The following is a 14,739-nucleotide window of genomic DNA, read 5'->3' on the forward strand; positions in this document are numbered from 1 at the left end:
GACGTCGATGAGCAACTCCTTGAGCGATCCGGAGCAGGTCGCGACCGTCGACCCGGACGTGGCCCCTCCTCGACGCAGACATCGGTCGAACAGCCCGTACACCGGCATCGTGCTCGCGACCTGTGTGCTGTTCGTGCTCAGCGCGATCCTCGTACCGAAGTCGCTGTCGGCCGAGTCGTTGGGCGCGATGCTGCCGTTCTGGGCGATCCTCGCGATCATGTCCGCAGGCCAGACCCTGGTGATCCAGCAGCGTGGCATCGACCTGTCCATCCCCGGCGTGGTCAGCCTGACCGCCATGGGGTTCGTGGTGTTCGTCGACCGCAACGACACCCCGGTGTTCGTCGGACTGATCGTCGTCGTCGCGCTGGGCGTGGTCATCGGGCTCGTCAACGGGCTGATCATCACCCGGATCAACGTGACGCCGCTGATCACGACGCTCGCCCTCAACGCGCTGCTCGTCGGCGCGATGTTCAGCTACACCAAGGGCGTCGGGTCGGCGGCGCCGGCGAGCCTGCAGGCGTTCGCCGCAGCGCGTTTCCTCCATGTGTCCGTACTGGTCTGGCTCGCGCTCGGCACGATCGCCGTCGTCGGATTCGTGCTGCGCCGGACGACCGTCGGACGCCGTTTCGTGGCTGTCGGCTCCAACCCGGACGCGGCGCGTGCCATCGGGATCCGGGTCGATGCCTACATCGTCGGCGCCTACATCGCCGCGGCGCTGCTGTTCGCGCTGGCCGCGGTGCTGCTGGCCGGGTACGCGCAGAACCCGGCGCCCACGATGGGCAACCCGTATCTGTTCCAGACGGTCATGGCCGTCGTGATCGGTGGGACGAGCCTCGCGGGCGGCCGCGGCAGCGTCGTCGCGACGGCGGTGGCCGCACTGTTCCTGACCCAGCTGGGCCAGGTCGTCCTCACGCTGGGAGCCGACGCCGCGGTCCAACTGCTCGTGCAGGCGATCGCGATGGCGCTCGCGCTGGCCGGCGCAGCCTGGCTGAACCGTCGTCGGGGGAGCGGGGTGTGACCACGGTCGGCGGGCAGCTGGCGGCCGGCCTCCTGCCGCCCGAACGCGGTCATCCGCTGGTGAGCAGGCCGGTCGACGGGTTCCGGCTCGCATACGACCGGTGCGGGACCGGCCCCGCCGTCGTGCTGCTGCACGGCGGCCACGGCGACCGGACGGACTGGACCGATGTCGCCGTGAGCCTCCGGGGCACCGTCGTCGCGCCCGACCTGCGTGGGGTCGGCGAGTCCGACCGGTGGTCCGCCGGGGACGTGTCGGTGCCGGCCCAGGCCAGGAGCGTCGCCGGGTTGATCGACGAGCTCCGGATCGGTTCCGTCGTGGTCGCCGGCTACGGGATCGGTGCCGCAGTCGCCCTCGAGCTCGCGACGCGACGCCCGGGTCGGGTCTCGGGCCTCGTGATCACGCCGCCACCCGCGGTCCCGCCGCGCGCCACGGCCGGACCGCTGCGCGAGGTCCTGGCCAGGGCGTGGACCAGATGGTCGGGCCCGAACGTCGTCGATCTGTCGACCCGCCTCGACCACCTCGTGGCGCAGTCCGATCGACGGCTGATGCGGATGTCGGCACCACTCGGTCGCGGGGACGTCGTGACGATCCCGACGACGATCCTGTGGCCCCTGCTCGACCCGCTCGTGCGCCCGTCGTTCTTCGATCGTCTCTCGGACCGGTTCACCCGGGTGACGGTCCGAGGGCTCCCCGGGGTCGGGCACTTCGTGCCCGTCGAGCAACCGCCGGCGCTGGTCGGCGCCATTCACGAGATGATCGAGGGGAGACGGGCACGTCATGCGTCCTGACCAGGTCTCGCTGGGTGGCTGGTGCCATCTGGACGCGGCGTTCGCGGTGGAGCTGATGGCCTCGGTCGGGTTCGACTGGTGCTGTCTGGACATGCAACACGGCACGATCCGTACGCCCGAGATCGTCGGCCTGCTGCAGGCCGTCCGCGCGCGGGCCGGGACTGCGCTCGTGCGAGTGCCGGGCGGTGACCCCCACCTGGTCGGCGCGGTCCTCGACGCCGGCGCCGACGGCATCGTCGTGCCGCAGGTCTCGAGCGTCGAGCAGGCCCGAGCCGCCGTGGCCGCGTGCCGATACGCCCCGCACGGAACCCGAAGCTGGGGACCGCTCACCGCCAAGCTCGCCGGCCCCCGACCCGAGCCTGCCGAGCTCGGCGCGGCGCGGTGCTACGTGATGGTCGAGGACGGTGCCGGCGTCTCGAACGTCGCGGACATCGCGGCCGTCCCCGGTCTGGCGGGGGTGATCGTCGGGCCGGCCGATCTCGCGCTGGACCTGTTCGGCAGTCCGTACCTCACGTCGGATCCGGGGACGGTCGAGGCCGTCGCACCCGTCGTTGCGGCGTGCCGGGCCAACGACATCGCCGCAGGTGTCTTCTGCGGGACGGGAAACGTGGGGCTGTGGCGGTCGGCGGGCTTCAGCATGCTCGCGGTGGAGTCGGACTCGGCACTGCTGCTCTCGGCCGCACGGCGCGCGCTCGCGGAAGCGCGCGCGGTACTCGCCGACCGACTGCCCGATCACCGGGAGCACGCGCGGTGATGAAGCCGGGCTCGGAACCGACCTGTGGACGACGACCCGGACGGCGCCGGCGTCCCCGGACCGGGATGACCCGCCGTCCCGACGTGGGACAGCCCGGTGGCGGTTCCCCGGACGATGCTCGTGCTCGGGTGGAATGTCGACGAGAGGATTTCCGTGCCGGACAACTCCCGCAACGCGGCGCGCGGCGTCGTCGCTGCTCTCGCCGGGCCGCGGTCGGTCGAGTTGCAGCAGTATGCGCTGCCGGAACCGGGCCCCGGTGAGGCGCTGCTCGAGGTACTGCGGGCCAACGTGTGCGGCTCGGATGTCGGCATCTTCCACCATCGCAACCCTGTGCTGCGCGACGTCGTGCTCGGTCACGAGTTCGTCGCGCGGGTGAGCGCGCTGGGCGACGGGCTCATCCAGGACTCGGCCGGTACGCCCGTGTCCGTCGGGGACCGGGTCGTCGTCGTGTACTTCCGCGTGTGTGGCCGTTGCCGGCCGTGTGGGCGCGGAGAGTTCAACATGTGCGTGCACTGGGCGGACACGATGGCGGCGCCGCCGGGCCGTGCGCCGCACTTCCACGGCGCGTTCGCCACGCACTACCACCTGGCCGCCGGCCGGCACTTCTACGTCGTGCCCGACGTCCTGACCGACGCCGAGGTCGCCGGGGCGAACTGCGGCCTGGCGCAGATGCTCTTCACGTCGGAACGGATGGGCGTCCGGCGAGGTCTGACTGTCGTCGTGCAGGGATGTGGTGGCCTCGGGCTCTACGCCTGCGCGATCGGCGCAGCATCCGGCGCGAGGGTGATCGCCGTCGACCGCGACCCGCGCAGGATCGCCGCGGCCGTGCAGTTCGGCGCCGCCGAGGTGGTGGACCTCGGTGTCCACACGACGGCCGCGGACCGCGAGCGACGGATGCTCGACCTCACCGACGGCGATGGCGCCGACCTGGTGGTGGAGGTGACGGGCCGGCCGGAGGCGTTCGGCGAGGCGGTCTCGTTCGCGCGTACGGGCGGTTCGATAGCCTCGGTCGGCAATCTGGGGGTCGGTCCCGGCTCCGAGCTGGCGATCTCGCCCGCGACGTTCACGCGCAAGAACCTCACGGTCAAGGGCTACCTCCGCTACGACCCGTGGTACCTGCGCCGGGCGCTCGACTTCCTCGTCGACACCCGCGACCTGCACCCCTACGGGACGATGTCCGATCGCGTCTACGCCCTCGACGAGATTCCCGCCGCGGTCGCGCGCACGGAGTCCGGCCACGCGATGCGGGCCGCCGTCGTCCCGTGACGCGGCGGCACCGCGGTCGACGCGGTGCCCGGTGCCGTCCGGTGCGCGAATCCGGTGAGGACCCGATCCCGGGTGGCTCGGGGAGCGTCCCAAGGCGGGACAACGTCCGGACCGGGCGTCTCCCTAACGTCGACGTCGCCCCGAAACATGGACTCGATCAGGGAGACACGATGACCAACGGCACTCGCGGCGTTCCGGGGCTGATCCTCGGCTACGGCAATCTCACCGGGATCGCCTTCGAGGAACGGGTTGCCGCAGCAGCGGCGGCCGGCGTCGATGCGATCGGGTACTCGGTACTCGAGTTCCAGGATGCGAAGCGCAACGGCATCGACGCGAAGGACCTCGCCGCGATCGCCGAGAACGCGGCCATCCACGTGGCGGAGGTGGAGATCGGTCTCGGGTTCGACGGACCTGCCGACGGGCGCCGATGGGGTCCCGTGTCGTTCCCCTGGGACCTGCCCTACATGGACGCAGGCGTGGAGCAGGATCTGCTCGACCTCGCCGGCGCGTTCGAGGCCCATCACATCGTGGTCGCAGGATCCTCGCACCGACAGGGAACCGACACTGCTCGTCGGTTCGCCCGCCTGTGCGATCGAGCGGCAGAGGTCGGCGCGAAGGTCGCCATCGAGTTCCTCCCCGGAACCGATATCCCGGACATCGCCACGTCGCTGGCGGTCGTGCAGTCGGCCGACCGCGACAACGGGGGGCTGTGCGTGGACAACTGGCACTTCATGCGCGGAAACCGCGACGACGCGGCGCTACGGTCGCTCCCGGCCGACCGCGTGGTGGTCGTCCAGCTGTCGGACGGCCCCGCCGCGCCGCTGACCGACGACTACTTCGAGGAGACGTTGAAGCATCGCCGGCTCTTCGGCGACGGCGACTGGGACGTCGCCGGTTTCCTCGCGACGCTGCGGACGAACGGCGTCACCGCTCCGGTCTCGATCGAGATCCTGTCGGAGAACTGGCACGCGCGGCCGATCGTGCAGACCGCCACGACCTTCGTCGCGCGTGCTCGGGCGCTCGAGGGTTGAGACGCTCCTCGGACGCCCGTGTCGCGCCGCCCCGCGGGCGCGCCCGTCGTCCCAACGCGGGACAACTCGCAGGTCGGGCCGCTGCATAGCCTCGACCTGATCCGAAGGCCGGATCAACCGTATCGAGGAAGACCGGTATGCACCCCGCGCGTCTCTCACGTTCCCACCTCTTCGCCGCCGTGACGGCGATCGTCTCGGCGGTCGCACTGGCCGCCTGCGCCCCGGCGCCGGCGGGCGGCACCACGCCGGCCGGCGGGGCCACGTCCGCGGCAGCGGCGGGCGCGCCCGGCGACATCACCTCGCTGTGCCCACCGGAGCCGACGAAGGTCGTCTACATCAAGTCGGCGGGTGGGCAGGTGTGGGCGGCGATCTCCAACGCCGAGTTCCAGGCCGAGGCGGCGAAGTGCCCCACCGTGGAGGCGAGTTGGTACAACGGCACCACCGGACAGCAGGCCGCGATCGCCGCCACGAACGCCGCGGTGGCCCAGGGCGCGAAGGTCGTGGTCATCAGTCCCGACTTCGGCCCCTCGCAGCTGCCCTCGATGCGCAAGGCCATGCAGGCGGGTGTCAAGGTGGTCAGCACCGTCAACGACGTCACCGGTCAGAAGGGCACCGACTACGTCGAGTCCGTGGTGTGGGACACCGACGCGATCGCACGCAACCAGGCGACGTGGCTGGCCGAGAACGTGGGCAACGGCAAGGTGGCGTTCCTGGGTGGGCAGCCGGGCGCGCCGTCGACCGAGAAGACGTTCACCGCGTTCGCCGCCGCGCTGAAGCAGTACGCGCCGGGAATCCAGCTCGTCCCCGACACCTGGGTGCCGACGAACTGGGACGCCTCGCAGAAACGGCGCGCCGTCGCCGGGCTGATCGCCCAGAACGGCCAGTACGCGGCGTTCGTGAGTGACTACGGTGCCTCCGACATCGGCGCGGTGCAGGCGATCGTCGACGCGGGGGCGACGATGCCCGCGTTCCTCAACATCGGTTCGTCGCAGGGTTTCGTGTGCGCCGTCGCGCAACACAGGATCGCCTGGCTCGGCCAGGACGGGACCACCCAGATGTCGGCCGCGTCGCTGCGGGTCGGGCTTGCGGCGCTGGCGGGGAAGCAGAGCGCAGAACCGGTCCCGTTCGTGCTCTCCGTGTACGCCGACACCGCCGCCGGAAAGGTCCCGACGTGCGACCCGTCGATCTCGCCGGACGCGGACCTGTCGTCGAGCCTTCCGGTCGACACGCTCAAGGCGGTCCTGAACGGCGGCTGAGCGGGCCGAGGGAGGAGCCGGTCACGTGGCGACGGGCGGCCGTCCCAGGACCCGGCGCATGTGGCGCCGATCCTGTGCACGCTCGGGGGCACACCGATGCCGTCGTCAACCTGCCACCCCCGAGGAGGCGCGCACCCTCTCCAGCTCGAGGGCGCGGCCTCCGTGGGGTTCTGACCCCGCTCAGCGACCAAGGCGGTCGATTGCCGATCGGACGGCGTCGGCGAACACCTCGGGCGCCTCGACCGGGACGTAGTGTCCGACCCCGTCGACGTGGTGCACCGTCGCGGCGCTGTACCACTCGCCGACGCGGTCGGCCCATGCCCGGGGGAACAACGGGTCGAACTCCGGCCACAGCACCGTGATCGGGGTGGCGGCCGGTTCGGCCGGGGACGACTCCTCCAGCGACCGGACGACGGTCGCGCTGCCGGCGCGGTACCAGCCGACGGACGCGGCGAATGCGCCCGGCGCGCCGTAGCTCGCGGTCAGGCGGTCGAGGAGCGCCTCGGAGGGGGTGAACGCCGGACCGGACCAGTGGGACCAGAAGTGGCGGAGGTGGGCGCGCACGGCATCGGGACGCCCGTCGAGCAGCTCGTCGGCGAGCGGCAGTCGGTGGAACGACTGGTACCAGAACTCCTGCTGCGCGGTGGGGTCGAGAACCCGACGCCCGATTCCGGGCAGTGGCGGTGCGACGACGAGCTCTGCGACCCGGTCGGGGTGCTGCTGGGCGACGACCTGCGCGATCCGCGATCCGATGTCGTAGCCGCCCAGGACGGCGCGGTCGATGCCGAGCTCGTCCATCAGGGCGAGCACGCTCGCGGCCTGCGCCGAAGCCGAGTAGTCGCCGCCGCGGTGCTTGTCCGACCCGCCGAACCCGCGTAGGTCGGGAGCGATGACGTCGGCGTCGAGCAGACCGGCGACGGCGGCGTAGTCGACCCGGTCCCCGGGCCAGCCGTGCAGGAGGACGACGGGTGTTCCGGTGCCGGTGCGGTCGTAGGCGAGGCTGAAGCCGTCCACCGAGGATCGTGATCTCATCCGGCTGACGCTACGAACGAAAGGCGGGCGGAATTGTGACCCAAATTGTGGCGGGGCACCCGTGCGCTCGCCCGGCGTCGGCGAGCGTCCTCGCTAATCATTGCGCTGTGCAATGATGTGTCAGTGCAACGACATCCTGGCTCGACGGTCGAGGACCTGGTCGACGCGGTGATGACGGCGAGCCGGGTGATGGTCGCCGTGGCGGCACGCTCGGTCGCCGCCGTGGACGACGACGTCACGCTCCCGCAGTACCGGGCGCTCGTCGTACTCGCCCAGCGCGGCGGCCTGCGCCCGGCCGACCTCGCCGACCTGCTCGCCGTGAACCGCTCGACGGCCAGCCGCATGTGCGAGCGGCTGGTCGGCAAGGGGCTCGTCGAGCGCGACAGGTCGGACACCGACCGGCGTGAGGTGGCGCTGACCCTCACCGAGCGGGGGCGGGTCCTCGTCGACGACGTGACGCGGCGGCGCCGCGCCGAGCTCCGCACACTCGTCACGGCGATGTCGGCCGACACCCGCGACGGGCTCGTCACCGCGTTGCGGGCCTTCGCCGACGCTGCCGGCGAGCCGGGGGAGCCGGACTGGGCGGTGGTGCTGTGAGCAGCCCTGTGTCAAGCCGCCCGCTGGCAACGGTGCGGCTCGGGGGCGCCGCGCGCCGGGCGCACCGCTGGCTCACGACGAGCCAGTCCGGCCTGGTCGGCCTCGCGCTGCTCATCGGGGTCGGTGCGGGCCTGGGCGCGGTCGTGTTCCGCCTGCTGATCGTCGGGATCACCGAGCTGGTGACGGGCCGGGCCGACTTCAGCGACGCCGGGCGGGTCGCGAGCCTGCACCTGCCGGCGCTCGGTCCCTGGTTCCTGCTGCTGGCGCCCGTCGTGGGTGGGCTGCTGTACGGACCGCTCGTGCAGCGGTTCGCGCCCGAGGCGCGCGGCCACGGCGTCCCGGAGGTGATGGTCGCGGTCGCCCGCAACGGAGGCCGCATCCCGGCACGGGTGGCGATCGTGAAGTCGCTCGCCTCCGCGCTGTGCATCGGTACCGGGGGATCGGTCGGACGCGAGGGACCGATCGTGCAGATCGGATCGGCGCTCGGATCGTCCATCGGGCAATGGCTCCGGGTGCCCGACCACCGGCTGCGGCTCATGGTGGCGTGCGGCGCGGCAGGCGGGATCTCCGCGACGTTCGACGCACCGATCGCCGGGGTCTTCTTCGGGCTCGAGGTCATCCTGCGGCGCTTCACCGCCGAGGCGTTCGGGATCGTGGTGATCTCGTCGGTCACGGCGAACGTGGTCGCCAGGGCCGTCGTCGGCGAGGACCACATCCTGACGTTGCCCGCCTACTCCCTCGGTTCGGCCGCCGAGTTCCCCTTCTACGCGGTGCTCGGGCTCGTCGCCGGTGCCGTCGGCTGGGGGTTCGCCCGGGTCCTCTACCGCATCGAGGACGTCTGCGACGCGGTCTGGCGCGGCCCGCAGTGGCTCCGCCCGGCGGTCGGCGGCCTCGTGCTCGGTGGGGTGCTGCTGGCGCTCCCGCAGATGTACGGCGTCGGCTACCCGGTGCTGGAGAAGGCCGTCGCCGGCGGGTACGCCGTCGGCTTCCTGCTGGTGCTACTCGTCGGCAAGGTCCTGGCGACGAGCCTGACCATCGGCATCGGCGGCTCGGGCGGGGTGTTCGCGCCGTCGCTGTTCATCGGTGGCATGGTCGGCACGGCGTTCGGCGACGTCGCCCACGTGGCCTTCCCCGGGCTCGACCTCTCGCCGGGGGCCTTCGGGCTGGTCGGGATGGCGGCGGTCTTCGCGGCGGCGAGCCACGCCCCGATCGCGGCCGTGCTGATCGTCTTCGAGCTGACGGGCGAGTACTCGATCATCCTGCCGCTCATGGCCGCGGTGGCGCTGGCGACCGGGCTCAGCCACCTGATCGCGCGCGACAACATCTACACGCTGAAGCTGATCCGTCGCGGGATCGACATCGACGCCGAGGCCGTCGACGCCGACCGGCTGCAGCGGCTGACCGTGGCCGACGTCATGCGCCCGGCGCCCGCGCCGGTACGCGCGTCGTCCGGCCTCGACGAGGTGACGGCCCGGCTGGCCGAGAGCCGGTACGGTGCGATGCCCGTCGTCGACGACGAGGGGCGCTACCTCGGGGCCGCGCTCGCCGGGGAGACGGCGCTCGACGTGGGCGGGCAGGTCGGCGTCGCCGCACCGCGCGCGGCCGACCTCGCCCGGCGACTGCCGGAGCTGACGCCGGGCACGTCGCTGCACGACGCCCTGCGCACCCTGACCGCACACGACGCGACGGGGCTGCCCGTCACGGCCACGCCGGGCGAACCGCCGATCGGCTGGATCGACCACCGTGACGTCCTCACGTCGTACGGCGCGGCCGACCCGGGGGGCCGGCCGGCGGGTCCCCGGTAGCGACGCCGGCCGGGCTCCGGGGCTCGACGTCGTCGGCAGCCCTCCGGAGCCGATCGGCGAGTGCGCGGACGTGGCCGCGCAGCGCGTCGGGCTCCTCGACGACGAAGGGGCGGTCGATCCAGGCCAGCAGCGACGGCACCCAGTCGAGTTCCTCTACCTCGAGGCGCAGCCGGAGCCAGCCGTCGTCGGCGGCGGCCTCGACCGTCGCGAGGCCGGGAGGGACTCTCCGGACGACGTGGGCGCGATCGGACCGCACGAGGACCCGGACGGTGTGCCGGCGCGGGGCGGTCGCCAGTGCCGTGAGCAGGCGGGCGTTCGGTTCGCGCGTGTCCGGGACCGGGAACGTGTCCTCGAGGAGGCGCGCGGCGCGGACGCGGTCGACGCGGAAGGTCCGGTCCTCGCCGCTGGCGGAGTCGGCGCCGGTGACGTACCAGCGTCCGGCGTGCGCGACGACCGCGTACGGGTGCAGCGTCCGTTCGCCGGCGTGTCCGTCGCCGGAGCGGTAGTCGATCGCGACCGCCCGCTGCTCCCGCGCGGCCTCGGCGACCAGCAGCAGGACATCGGTCGCGGGGACCTCACGCGGGCGACCGGCACCCGGAGGCCCGGCACCCTCGACGAGGGTGTCGAGGCCGGCCCCGAGTCGTCGCGGCAGGACCCGCCGGATCTTCGCGGCGGCGCTGTGGGCGGCTGCGGCCGAGGACGGGACGAGGCCGGCACGATCCGCGGCGACCATTCCCACGAGGACGGCGACGGCCTCCTCGTCGGTGAGCATCAGCGGGGGCATCCGGTACCCGCGCGCGAGCCGGAACCCGCCGTGGCGGCCGCGTTCGGACCGCACCGGGACGTCGAGCTCGACGAGGTGCGCGACGTAGCGGCGCACGGTGCGCTCGTCGACACCGATCGCGGCGGCCAGCTCGGCGGCCGTGCGGGTCCCACCGGCCTGCAGGATCGCGAGCAGGGCGAGGACGCGGCTGGTCGGGCGGGTCACGGTGACGACAATGCCAGCAATATCGGGCGGACCCTGTCCGGTATCGGTCCTAGCGTCGGTGCCGCGGCCGGAGCGGTCGCGTCGACCGACCACGAGGAGCCCGTCATGAAGTTCGTCTCGGCCCGCATCATCACCGCCGACGTGCCGCGGCTGGTGGCCTTCTACGAGCGGGTCACCGGCACAGCGGCCGTGTGGGGCAACGAGTTGTTCGCCGAGCTGCCCACGGTGGGAGGCACGCTCGCCATCGGCAGCGACCGCACCGTGGCGCTGTTCGGCGAGGGCAGCGCGGAGGCGGCCGCCAACCGCACCGTGATCGTCGAGTTCCTCGTCGACGACGTCGACGCCGACTTCGCCCGGTTGCGCGACCTCCTGGGCGACGAGCAGCCAGAGGTCGTCACCCCGCCCACCGACATGCCCTGGGGCAACCGTGCATTGCTGTTCCGCGATCCCGACGGCAACCTGGTCAACCTGTTCACGCCGGTCACGGCCACGGCGCGCGCCAAGTTCGGTGTCCGACCGTGACCGGTCACAGGTCGAGATCGAGCCACACCCGGTCGCGCAGGACGATCCCGTCGATCACGATCTCCTCCGGGTAGCCGGTGGCGGGCACGAACGCCTCGCGGTCGACTGCTCGCATCCGGAACCCGACGCGCTGGTAGAAGCGCAGGTTCCCGATGTCGGCCGCCGCGGTGGCGACGATCATCCGGCGCGCGCCCCTGGTGCCGGCCAGCGCGACGGCAGCCCGCACGAGCCGACGGCCGATCCCGTTGCCCTGCAACGACTCGTCGACGGCCATGTTCTTCAGCTCGACCTCGTCGGGACGCCCGGTCGCGACGAGCTGCAGGTGCCCGGCGAGCTTCTCGCCGATCCGGGCGACGAGCACGTCGCCGTCGTCGAGATAGGCGTCGAGCTGCGTCGCCGAGTCCTCGGCGAGCTCGAAGAGCGGGCGCAGCTGCTCACGTGGTCCCGAGTGCAGCGCGATGGTGACGTCGTGGCCACGGTCGCTCCTCGATGCGGCCGGCGAGGCGTGGCCGCGCGGCCGTCCGACGAGCGTCGCGCGCGTGTAGAGAAGGTCGAAGCCGCGCCGCTGGGCGTTCTGCTGGGACTTCGAGCCCGGCTGGGTGACGATCACCGCGACGTCGCAGCCGGCCGCGCGGGCGTCGACGAGACGGGCGATGAGCAGTGCCGTCTGGATGCCGTGCCGACGGTGCGCCACCGCGGTGGCGGCACCGGCGAACTGGGCGATGCCGCCGGTGACCCGGAACTCGGCGCCGCCGGCGAGTACGCCGTCGCGGTATGCGGAGTAGCGGACGAGTCCGGCGGCGGCGGAGTCCCGCTCGGCGTCCTCCAGGGCCTGCCGGGGGAACTCGTCGTGCCAGGGCAGACCCTCGGCGTCCTGGTGGAGCGACGCCTCGGTGACGACGGCTATCCACGCGTCGAGCTCCGCCTCCGGGCTGATCCGGACCTCCACACCCCGCGGGGCGGGTATGTCCGAGTCGGTGGCGTGGTCGCCGTCGAGGGCGCGGCCGAGCACGTTCTCGTAACCCTCGAGCCGGTAGCCGCGGGCGGTGAGCACCGCGGGCAGCTCGGGGTCGCCGAGGTGGGAGAGCTCGATCTGGACGGGCGCGTCGTGCGCGGCGTAGGCGTCCTCGAGTTCGTCGAGCTCGGCCTCCGTGGGGACCCCGCCGAACCCGAGCCCGACGACCTTCGTGTACGGCGAGCCGGCACCCGCGAACGTCGCCGCACCGCCGGCGAGCGGCAGGACGAAACCGGGCGTGCCGGTGCGGGCCAGGGCGGCTCGGCTCGTCGCCACGATGAGCTCGGTCTCGGCGGCTTCGATGCGCGCCGCCAGCGCCGTGTCGCAGAAGAGAGGGGACCGGTCCGTCATCGCTCGTGTCCAGGGTGTGGGTTCGACGCTGTACCGCCGTCCGACGCTACGGACGGCAGACCCGAACCGCACCCGAGTTCCGGCCGCCGTTCGCGGCCCGTAAGAGCTCGGGCGGCGATCACCTTTGCGCGCCGCCCGGAGGACGCTCGGGGACCGACCGACCGACCGACCCGGACGCCGGGGCTCGGGCGCGTCCGCCTGCCGTGTGAGAGGGGCGATCAGCGGCCGGCGGAGCGCCGAGCCGCCGGTTCCTCGCCGGCCCACGCCGCCCGCAGCAGGCCGAGCACCGCGGGCCGGTCGATCGGTCGGGGATTCGGGTAGGGCGTGGCGACGACGAGATCGGCCGCCTCGTCGAGATCGGCCTCCCGCATCCCGAGCCCGCGCAGCGAGCGGGGTGCCCCGGAGTCCACCACCAGCGCGAACACACCGGTGGCCGCGTCGGGGACGCCGAGGGCCGCCGCGACCGCGTCCATCGCCGCCGCGGCGGCCGGCGCGTTGTAGGCGATGACGTGCGCGAGCACGACCGTGTGCGTGGCGGCGTGGGGCAGCCCGAACGAACCGCCCAGCACATGGCAGAGCTTGTGGTGCAGCCCCATCCCGACCGACCCGAGGCAGGTCCCGGCCAGCCAGGCCCCGCGCAGCAGGTCGGCGCGGACGCCCAGGTCCGCCGGCGCGCCCGGCACCCGCCGGATGCCCCGCCCGAGGTGCGTGATCGCATCCGTCGCCCAGCCGTCGACGACCGGGTTGGCCTGCGGCGAGTACAGCGCCTCGACAGCGTGGGCGAGGGCGTTGACCCCGCTCGTGACCGCCATCGGCACCGGGAGGCGTCGGGAGAGCTCCACGTCGTAGATGACCGTCTCGGGAAGGACGGCGAGGTCGGAGCGGGTCTGTTTGCGTCCGTCGACGGTCTCGCCGAGGACCGGGGTCACCTCGGACCCGGCGTATGTGGTCGGCAGGATGATCTGATCGACCCCGGTACGCACGGCCAGTGCCTTGGCCAGGCCCGTCGTCGACCCGCCGCCGACCGCGACGACGACGTCGGCCCGGGTCTCCTCGAGGATCGCCATCGCCTTCTCGGTGACGTCGACGGGGGTGTGCATGGCGGCGCCGTCGAAGCGGCCCACGCAGAGGGGCCCGAGCTCCGCGGCCACCCGGTCGCCGAGCTCGGCGATCTCGCCGCTCGCCAGGAGCAGGACCCGGGACCGGCCGAGCCGGCCGACCTCGCCGGCGACGCGGGCGGCCGTACCGACGCCGAACAGGACCCGGTAGGGCAGCGCGGTGAACTCGAAGGAGGGGACGGCCGCCGCGCCGCTCGCGGTCACCGGGCCGCCCGTGCCCGGGCGTCGGCGAGGATCGTCCCGCCCACGTTGACCTCCGTCGCGGGGACCTCGACGATCTACACCCGGAACGCGGCCTCCGGTGTGCCCGTGACCTCCGACGCCACCCGCGAGACGCTGGTCAGCAGCTCCCGCTTGCACGCCTCGTCGTGCCCCTCGCCGATCGTGATCTGGATGAACGGCATCAGGCCACCGGCTTCGTCAGGCCGCCGTCGACGCGCAGGACCTGCCCGGTGATGTAGGAGGCCCGGTCCGACACCAGGAACCCGACGGCCGCCGCGATCTCCTCCGGACGTGCCCAGCGCCCGAGCGCGATGCCCAGCGCCGCCACCATCGCGGCGCGGACCTCGTCCGGCGACCGGCCCTGCTGCTCGGCCATCGCGTCGTGACGGGCCAGCCAGCCTTCGGTCGCCGTCATGCCGGGGGATACCGCGTTGACCCGGACCTGGCGCGGGGCGGCCTCGGCGGCGAGGAAGCCGGTCAGCGCGACGACGGCCGCATTGGTCATGCCGGTGACCGCCGCACCCGGGATCGGGGTGTGCGCGGTCGCTCCGGCGACGTTGACGATCGCGCCGGTTCCGCCGTCCTCGATCACGGGCAGCGCGGCCTTGGCGACGCGCGCGAAGCCTCGGAGCTTCACGTCGAGTGCCGAGCCGAGGACCTGGTCCTCGACGTCGACGATCGGCGTCGACGCCAGCTGCGGCCCGGCACAGTTGACGACGATGTCGAGCCGCCCCCGCCACCGGTGCGCGGCCTGGACGGCCTCGACGACGGACTGCTCGTCGGTGACGTCACCCGCGACCGCGAGCGACGCGCCGGGGACGCGCGTGGCGGCCTCCTTCACCGATGCGTCGTCGCGGGCCAGGAGGACGACGCCGGCGCCCTGTTCGCCCAGCGCCCGGGCCACGGCGAGGCCGATGCCGCGGCTCGCGCCGGTGACGAGCGCGGTTCGTCCGGTCAGGTCAGCGCCGGTACTCAT

The 14,739-nt window shown here is 73.0% G+C and carries 15 protein-coding genes; 9 read left to right on the plus strand and 6 right to left on the minus strand.

Annotation, left to right across the window (positions count from 1 at the left end; genetic code table 11):
- The first annotated feature begins 7 nt into the window (after positions 1-7).
- The 6 genes from PSED_RS11460 to PSED_RS11485 all read left to right on the plus strand — a co-directional run bounded on the left by PSED_RS11460 (position 8) and on the right by PSED_RS11485 (position 6,113).
- Positions 8-1,018, plus strand: a complete 1,011-nt coding sequence (locus PSED_RS11460) for an ABC transporter permease (RefSeq protein ID WP_013674401.1) — start codon at positions 8-10, stop codon at positions 1,016-1,018.
- A complete protein-coding gene (locus tag PSED_RS11465; RefSeq protein WP_013674402.1) occupies positions 1,015-1,806 on the plus strand; it encodes an alpha/beta fold hydrolase in 792 nt (263 codons plus the stop codon). The genes PSED_RS11460 and PSED_RS11465 overlap by 4 nt, the downstream gene beginning before the upstream one ends.
- Positions 1,796-2,560: an HpcH/HpaI aldolase family protein gene (locus PSED_RS11470; RefSeq protein WP_013674403.1), complete on the plus strand. Its 765-nt coding sequence runs from the start codon at positions 1,796-1,798 to the stop codon at positions 2,558-2,560. Before PSED_RS11465 ends, PSED_RS11470 begins: the two co-directional genes overlap by 11 nt.
- 153 nt (positions 2,561-2,713) lie before the next feature.
- Positions 2,714-3,826 carry a zinc-binding dehydrogenase gene (locus PSED_RS11475; RefSeq protein ID WP_041761014.1) on the plus strand — a complete coding sequence of 371 codons (1,113 nt, stop codon included), beginning with the start codon at positions 2,714-2,716 and terminating at the stop codon, positions 3,824-3,826.
- 41 nt (positions 3,827-3,867) lie between these two features.
- Complete coding sequence (locus PSED_RS11480) at positions 3,868-4,857, plus strand: sugar phosphate isomerase/epimerase family protein (protein ID WP_143770442.1); 990 nt, start codon at positions 3,868-3,870, stop codon at positions 4,855-4,857.
- A gap of 137 nt (positions 4,858-4,994) precedes the next feature.
- Entirely contained in the window at positions 4,995-6,113 is a 1,119-nt protein-coding gene (locus tag PSED_RS11485) for a substrate-binding domain-containing protein (protein ID WP_013674406.1), read from the plus strand.
- A gap of 180 nt (positions 6,114-6,293) precedes the next feature.
- Here the strand turns inward: PSED_RS11485 and PSED_RS11490 are convergent, their stop codons facing one another.
- Positions 6,294-7,145, minus strand: a complete 852-nt coding sequence (locus PSED_RS11490; protein WP_013674407.1) for an alpha/beta fold hydrolase — start codon at positions 7,143-7,145, stop codon at positions 6,294-6,296.
- Between the two features lie 123 nt (positions 7,146-7,268).
- Between PSED_RS11490 and PSED_RS11495 the strand changes: the two genes are divergently transcribed.
- Positions 7,269-7,742, plus strand: coding sequence for a MarR family winged helix-turn-helix transcriptional regulator (locus tag PSED_RS11495; protein ID WP_233899389.1), 474 nt, complete (start codon positions 7,269-7,271; stop codon positions 7,740-7,742).
- A gap of 32 nt (positions 7,743-7,774) precedes the next feature.
- Entirely contained in the window at positions 7,775-9,547 is a 1,773-nt protein-coding gene (locus PSED_RS11500; RefSeq protein WP_202946366.1) for a chloride channel protein, read from the plus strand.
- On the opposite strand, the gene PSED_RS11505 is transcribed toward PSED_RS11500, so the two are convergent.
- Positions 9,495-10,535, minus strand: coding sequence for a helix-turn-helix transcriptional regulator (locus PSED_RS11505; protein WP_013674410.1), 1,041 nt, complete (start codon positions 10,533-10,535; stop codon positions 9,495-9,497). The two genes, PSED_RS11500 and PSED_RS11505, sit on opposite strands and share 53 nt — an antisense overlap.
- A gap of 105 nt (positions 10,536-10,640) precedes the next feature.
- Here PSED_RS11505 and PSED_RS11510 point away from each other — a divergent pair, with 105 nt between their 5' ends.
- Complete coding sequence (locus PSED_RS11510) at positions 10,641-11,057, plus strand: VOC family protein (protein ID WP_013674411.1); 417 nt, start codon at positions 10,641-10,643, stop codon at positions 11,055-11,057.
- Between the two features lie 4 nt (positions 11,058-11,061).
- Here PSED_RS11510 and PSED_RS11515 read toward each other — a convergent pair whose 3' ends face one another.
- From PSED_RS11515 to PSED_RS11530, 4 genes are all read right to left on the minus strand, one after another.
- On the minus strand, positions 11,062-12,423 hold the full coding sequence (locus tag PSED_RS11515) for a GNAT family N-acetyltransferase (protein WP_013674412.1): 1,362 nt from the start codon (positions 12,421-12,423) through the stop codon (positions 11,062-11,064).
- A 218-nt stretch (positions 12,424-12,641) separates the two neighbouring features.
- Positions 12,642-13,745 carry a maleylacetate reductase gene (locus PSED_RS11520; protein ID WP_013674413.1) on the minus strand — a complete coding sequence of 368 codons (1,104 nt, stop codon included), beginning with the start codon at positions 13,743-13,745 and terminating at the stop codon, positions 12,642-12,644.
- A 74-nt stretch (positions 13,746-13,819) separates the two neighbouring features.
- Entirely contained in the window at positions 13,820-13,945 is a 126-nt protein-coding gene (locus PSED_RS11525; RefSeq protein ID WP_013674414.1) for a tautomerase family protein, read from the minus strand.
- Positions 13,945-14,739, minus strand: a complete 795-nt coding sequence (locus PSED_RS11530; protein WP_013674415.1) for an SDR family NAD(P)-dependent oxidoreductase — start codon at positions 14,737-14,739, stop codon at positions 13,945-13,947. The genes PSED_RS11525 and PSED_RS11530 overlap by 1 nt, the downstream gene beginning before the upstream one ends.

Origin of the sequence: Pseudonocardia benzenivorans CB1190 (genome assembly GCF_000196675.2) — a bacterium.
Taxonomy (GTDB): Bacteria; Actinomycetota; Actinomycetes; order Mycobacteriales; family Pseudonocardiaceae; genus Pseudonocardia; species Pseudonocardia benzenivorans.